Source organism: Vibrio ouci (genome assembly GCF_004551525.1).
Lineage (GTDB): Bacteria > Pseudomonadota > Gammaproteobacteria > Enterobacterales > Vibrionaceae > Vibrio > Vibrio ouci.
The window spans coordinates 1-6781 of the sequence record NZ_SATR01000083.1 but is presented as its reverse complement, the minus strand read 5'-3'; the positions used below and the strand labels follow the sequence as shown (position 1 = coordinate 6781).

The following is a 6781-nucleotide window of genomic DNA, read 5'->3' as shown; positions in this document are numbered from 1 at the left end:
CAACCATCATAGACGATGGTGGTGAGGTCAATAACGACACACCAGTGCTCACCGTGAGCGATGCCGGCCAAGTGGTCGAAGGTAATGACGCTCAGTTTGATGTGTCCCTCGATAAAGAAGTCGATGGCACCTTGAACTACGTCTTTACCCTAGATGTCGACGACCCGTTGACTGCAGAAATGGCCGACTTCCTTGATAACGGCGAGTTAACCGTGAGTTACACCGACAGTAATGGCCCTCAAACGTTCGTAATCAGTAATGGCGGTAACCTAAACATTCCTGGTGATGCGACCAATATGACGGTGACAGTCGGTACTTTGGAAGACGATACTTTTGAAGGGGCAGAAAGCTTTAATCTGGACGTGACTGTAACGGGAAGCATCGGAAATGAAAATGAAGCTCTGAACCTTAGTGATAGCGGTAGTGCCAACATTGTCGAGTTTACAGTCGAAGGCCCTGTCGATATTGAGCTCCAAGATGCAAATACAGTTGGCGACAGTACAGACGTTAATTCTAGTGACTTAACCTTCAGTGCAGGTGAAAACGATATTGTTAGCTATGAGTTTGGTTCGACTGTAGGTATATCAGTATCTGGCCTAGATGGCAGTATCTCATGGAGTGTAGACAATAACGGTAAGCTTATTGGTAGTGTGAACAATGTTGCGCTGCTATCTATCGCTCTGATTGGAGGTACGATATCGGCGGGTACAATGGGCTCAGTTACGGTTGAGGCGACACTGCTCGATAACATGCAGCATGAAATTGATACCGATAATCTTTCTATCAACGGAATTATTGTTAATGCGGTAGATTCTGAAAGTGACGCGATTGCGGCTACTGTCAATATCGATGTAGCTGATGACTTAGTCTCTATCAGTACCGGAGACCTAACCACATACAATCAACCAGGTACCTATGTGGGTAACAACCTTATAGAAACTGCCGGTGCAGATACCTTGTACTCAGCGGATTTAAGTGGAAACATTCAAGGTTGGGATCCAGATAATGGGGTGACTTTCTCTGACTCAGGGCTAAGCTCTTCAGGTACAACTCTTTATTACTATGTCGATCCAAATCAACCGGATGTGCTTTACGCATATACCGACACGGCAGACGACCCTTCTGAGTTTGGTGCTTCACCTGGTACACAAGAACTTGTATTTACCCTCACGGCTGATCCTAATAACAATCGTTATCAGATTGAGTTGGAAAGAGCGATAGATTCAATTTCGAGTGTTGCTATCGCAGACTTAACCGAAGGTGAAGGTGGTATCAATAACATTGTTTATGTTGGCTTTAATCCGGATTTAGATCCTGATTTCGATCTCGATTATGACTTTGGTCAGCTAGAACCTAATTATGAATTAGCCTTTACCTTAACGGCGATCAGCTCGGACGGTACTGAAGGTAATGTTAACGGATCTAACAATGGCTTTGGGGTTGATAACCCTGCAGTCGATGTCGATGAAGTATTGATTGTCGATTTCGTTGATGATGTAGCTGCTGCAAGTTTCTCCTTTACGGGGTCTATATTCGCTTACTTCGTTGCTTATGACACCGATGGCGTCGTCGTTGATAGTGGAGACTTCTTTTCTGGAGAAAGTCTCGTGTTTAATGAAGCCGTGAGTTATGTTGAACTTACCACTAGCTCAACATATGGCGATGATAACTTCCAGTTTATAGGTGCCTCCGCTGACGTGATCGAATCAGCTGCAAATGATGTCTCGCTACAATTCGATGTCACGGTAAACGATAGCGATGGTGATTCCACCAGCGGTAACTTTACCATCGACCTAAATGCGCCAAGTGAGATGACACTTACCGGAACGGATAATGACGGCCGACTTATTGGTAGTGAAGGCGACGATACCTTTATCGGCAATGGTGGCGCTGACTTGTTCACGGTACTTGATGGTTATCTTGATGGCTCAACCGATGTTATAAAAGACTTTGACCTTGCTGAAGGCGACAAGGTTGATATTTCAGATCTATTCGACAATCTGACGGAGCAGGATGTGACCGATATTATGGCGGATATTGCAGCTACTGTAGCTGATAAGCTAGATGAAAGTGGTGCAACGGTAGAGATTGAAGACAGTAACAATAATACTTTAGTTATCGAGTTTGAAGGGTTAGCAGCGGTTGATCTTAGCCAAGACCTTCAACAAATCTTCATTGTGAAGGATGATTGAAATTGCTGAAAGGCTAGGGCAATACCTAGTATTTGAGCTAATTAAAAAAGCGCCCTTGAGGCGCTTTTGTTTGATTGGCAGTTGAGTGACTATTTTTCAATGATGGTAAATATTGTCCACTCATCTACAACGGTTTCAGTAAGTCCTACGACTGTCGCTGTAACGCGTCTGTTTTGTGCGTGAGAGGTTTCATCATCGCCATCGACTTCTAGTCTTGTTTCACCATAGCCTACGATCGTGACGCGTTTAGGGTCTACGTCATAAGAAAGAAGCTCTTGCTCTACGGCATTGGCGCGTTTTTTCGATAATTCCAAGTTGTATTCTGGGTCACCAACTTTACTTGCATAACCTTGGATTTGAATCGAAGCACTTTTGTACTTCGCCAAAAAGTCGGCCATGCTTCGAATTTGATCAGAAAAAATGGGGTTAATTTCGTAAGAGTCATTAGCGAACAAAATCCTCAATTGTAATTGCTCTTCAGAAGATATCGTTGCCCCACAGCCATCGTTGTCTACTTGAGCGCTTAATGGTGTGCCAGGGCAGATATCACGAGCGTTGACCACGCCATCTTTGTCGTCATCAGTTAAATCCGATACCTGATCAGCAATAGGCGTTTCTACATAGTCGTATTCGTCTTCTGCTACAACAGTGTGAGTTGCAACAGTAAGGCCTAATAAAGGGATTAAATATTTGGTTTTCATATTAGTACTCCACAGGTTCTGACCACTCTTTCGGAGTATCAACGAGTAGTGCGTCTAATAAATTACCAGTAGCGTTCATAACACGATATTTAGCGTACTGCTCAGCATAATGGGCATCTAAGTAGTCTTTACGAGCCTCGAACAATTCATTTTCGGTGTTGAGAAGATCCAGTAACGTTCGTTGGCCAATACGATATTGTTTCTCGTAGGCGATAACAGTTTCAGATGCAGAGTCGACGTGGTCAGCCAAAAAGTTCTTTTGTTGCAAGGTTAAGTCGAGTGCACTCCAAGAAAGCCTTAAGCTCTCTTCAACTTGGCGGTAGGCGTTATCTCGTAAATCTTTCGCTTTATTGAGCTGGTAAGCAGCTCTTTCTGACAAGTCACTGTCTGAGCCGCCATTATAGAGGTTGTATCGCATTCGAAGCATTGCAAGGGTTTCTTCACTTTGGCCTTCATCACCGCCTGCATCGTCACGCCAAGTTTGGCTTGCTTCAATTGAGAAAGTTGGGAAATAGTTCCCTTTAGATTGTTTGTATTGGAAGCGGGCTGAATCGACATCTACTCTAGAGACTTTGATTACAGGGTGTTCATCGAATGCTTGTACGAGCGCATCAGATAGAGAAAGTGGAAGCTTAGATTCGTCGGCTCTTGGATAAATAAGACCTAGTGGGTCTTGTCCAACTAAGCGTCTAAACTGAGTATGAGTATCGACCAAGTTGTTCTGTGCAGCTAGTAGGTTACCATGTGCTTTAGCTATGCGAGCTTCAACTTGCGTTACGTCAGCCGTTGAACCAATACCTGATGAAGCTCTTCTTTGGATATCTCGATAAATTTTCTTGTGAACAGCGAGATTGCTTTCAGAAAGGGCGAGCACCTCAGTGGCTTTTACTGCCTCTAAATAAATATCGGTAACCTGTAGAGCGAGATCTGAAGCATTGGCGAGAAGTTGCCATCTTAATGATTCAGCGTCCGCTGAGGTTCGATCCATATCGTTTAATGTCGCATTACCGTCCCATATAAGTTGGGTTAGGCTAATAGTGGCTTCTTTACGAGTCAGGTTTGTATCAGGTCGTCCAGTGGATTCGGCAGGGTCGATACCTTCATATCCAATACCAGCGTCTAGGTCGAGGCTTGGTAGGTAAGCTCCTCCGGAAGCATCGCTTTGCTTAATCGCACTCTGTAATTCATTGTAAGTACTTTTAAGTTCCGGATTTGTTGCCAGCGTTATCGCTACCGCTTGCTCCAAGGTCTGAGAGTGAAGGGAGAAGCTTAAAACCGTGATACAACTGGCTAAGAGTGATTTTTTCCAATTCAAGGTAACCTCCTCAATTAGCGTGAATTTGAGCCATAGACAAAACTATCAACACGTAAGTTATTCCAAGCTTAGTTGACAAAATGAGAAAGTGAGAAAGGCAGAGCAAAAACATACGCAATAAGTACTGAGTTTTTCAAAATTTCGTTAGCACTTTCTTGCTATTGACTGGAGTATCAATAAGGCGGGAGCTAAAGTTGTATTGGGTCTGAGTGCGCCAGAGCAAGCTTTGCTTGTCAGAAAGTGGGGTGCTCAAGGAAGGGAGAACCTGCTTATGAATGCTAAGAGCTTAGCGCCGTTATTACTTTCAAACACGACAGTAGTCATCGACGTAAATGGACAAGTCCGCCAATTACTTCCTGGTGAAGTTCCTGGGCCAGGAGAGGTAATTGTAGTCGTTGGTCAAGGGGCGACAGCTGCTACAGAAGAGGCTCCTGCTGATTTTGGATTTGAGGCGCAGTTGGTAGGCGAGTCCGGAGATAATTTCGCCCTCGACTTAGATAACGAAATTGCTTCGATCATTGAACAAATTGAAGATGGTGTCGACCCAACTCAAAATGAAGATTTCGCGACCGCCGCCGGTGGAGAAAGTGGTTCAAGTCTTACCGGTTCAGGTGATATTGAACGGACTGGCGCTGAAACTCTCGCTGAAACAGAGTTTGATACATCAGGGCTGGAATCTCAGGGGCTCTCAGAAACACAAAGCCTAGCTTTACTCGAGGTGATTGCTCAGACCGTTTTTGTTGGCGATGACGACCTCCAAGCTTTTGAAACAGACGTCCCCCTCATCCTCAATGGCTCTGTTGAAGCGATTGATACTGATACTCCAACGTTTATTGTTCAAGACAGTGTTGCTGGCGACTATGGTACTTTCTTTCTCAACTCTGACGGTAGCTGGACTTATGTAGCCGATAGTGCCTATGACGAGTTAAATGTTGGTGATTCTCTAGTGGATGTTTTCCCTATTGAGTCCGTTGATGGAACGGTGGGTAGTGTCACGGTAACGATCAATGGTACCAATGACTTACCTCAATTTGTCGCGACAGAGGACTTTGTGCCGGGCGGTGGTGAAGGAGAGTTATCAAACTTTGCCTTTGAAGATGGCGTGTACAGTTTTGAGTTTGCTGAGAATAGCGATCCAGGAACGATAGTCGGACAGGTTTCGGCAACAGATCCTGATAACCAAGTGCTTTCTTTTTCAATCTCAACGAATGTCGAGAATGAGGGAGGGGAAGCTCTATTTGCAATTGATTCAGAAACAGGTGAGATCTCTTTGACTGCCGCGGGAGCAGCGTCTTTCGCCAATGACTTCGAAGCGTTAACCAACGTTCATAATTTGGTCGTAACCGTCACCGAAGATGATGGTATCGGTGAGCCGCAATCGGTCGATGTCGACGTTATTCTTACTGAAACCAATGTCGATGAGCCGCCAGTCTTTGAACCACCAGCAGGCGGTGGTGATGATTATGTCTTTGCCTATCCAGAAAATAGTGAAGCAGGAGCGGTGGTAGGATCCGTTAGTGCATCAGACCCAGAAGATACCATCGTTAGTTACAGCTTAGATTTTACCAATGATCCAACATTAGCTGGATTGTTCTCGATCGACTCTGATGGAACGATTCGTTTGACCGAAGCAGGAGCAGCGACCTTCACTAATGACTTTGAGTGGGGCGATGATAATACTCATGGCATTACGGTAGTAGCGACAGATGAAACTGGCCAGAGCACTGAAATTGATGTTGTGCTCAATGAAGATGTCAATGAAGCGCCAACCTCAAATGAGCCAGACGGCGGCTACGTCTTTGAGTATCAGGAGAACAGCGATACTGAAACCTTACTCGGAACCGTGTCAGCATCCGATGTGGATGATGGAGATACGCTCACTTACAGCATTACGACCAATGTGGAAGTGGATGGCTTGCCACTCTACCGGATAGATGACACCTCAGGTGAAATTTACCTTACAGATAAAGGCGTTGAAGTCTTTACTAACGACTTCGAAACCGACCCGAACTTGCACAATATCGTGGTGACCGCGACGGATAGCGGTGGCTTAACCGCAACCATCAATGTGAATCTACAAGAAACCGACGTCAACGAAGCACCAACGTCCAATGAGCCTGATGGCGGCTATGTCTTCGAATATCAGGAGAACAGCGATACTGAAACTTTGCTCGGTACCGTGTCAGCATCCGATGTGGATGATGGAGATACGCTCACTTACAGCATCACGACCAATGTGGAAGTGGACGGTTTACCTCTCTACCGGATTGATGACACCTCTGGTGAAATTTACCTGACAGACAAAGGCGTCGAAGTCTTCACTAACGACTTCGAAACCGATCCGAACTTGCACAATATAGTGGTGACCGCGACGGATAGTGGTGGCTTAACCACACCCATCAATGTGAATTTACAAGAAACCGACGTCAATGAAGCGCCAACCTCAAATGAGCCAGACGGCGGCTACGTCTTTGAGTATCAGGAGAACAGCGATACTGAAACCTTACTCGGAACCGTGTCAGCATCCGATGTGGATGATGGAGATACGCTCACTTACAGCATTACGACCAATG

At 45.3% G+C, this 6781-nt stretch carries 4 protein-coding genes; 2 read left to right on the top strand and 2 right to left on the bottom strand.

Annotation, left to right across the window (positions count from 1 at the left end; all coding sequences use genetic code 11):
* Positions 1-2192, top strand: a 2192-nt coding sequence (locus tag ELS82_RS22985) for a type I secretion C-terminal target domain-containing protein (protein WP_134837520.1), incomplete at its 5' end; no start/stop codon positions are given.
* An 89-nt stretch (positions 2193-2281) separates the two neighbouring features.
* On the opposite strand, the gene ELS82_RS22980 is transcribed toward ELS82_RS22985, so the two are convergent.
* A complete protein-coding gene (locus ELS82_RS22980) occupies positions 2282-2893 on the bottom strand; it encodes an OmpA family protein (protein WP_134837519.1) in 612 nt (203 codons plus the stop codon).
* 1 nt (position 2894) lies between these two features.
* Positions 2895-4208, bottom strand: a complete 1314-nt coding sequence (locus ELS82_RS22975; protein WP_134837518.1) for a TolC family outer membrane protein — start codon at positions 4206-4208, stop codon at positions 2895-2897.
* Between the two features lie 271 nt (positions 4209-4479).
* On the opposite strand from ELS82_RS22975, the gene ELS82_RS22970 reads away from it, so the two are divergent.
* On the top strand, positions 4480-6781 hold a 2302-nt coding region (locus ELS82_RS22970; RefSeq protein ID WP_208733262.1), incomplete at its 3' end, for a cadherin domain-containing protein.

Coding starts and splice junctions, on each gene's coding strand:
- ELS82_RS22980 (WP_134837519.1), bottom strand. CDS start 2,893: ATGAAAACCAAATATTTAATCCCTTTATTAGGCCTTACTGTTGCAACT.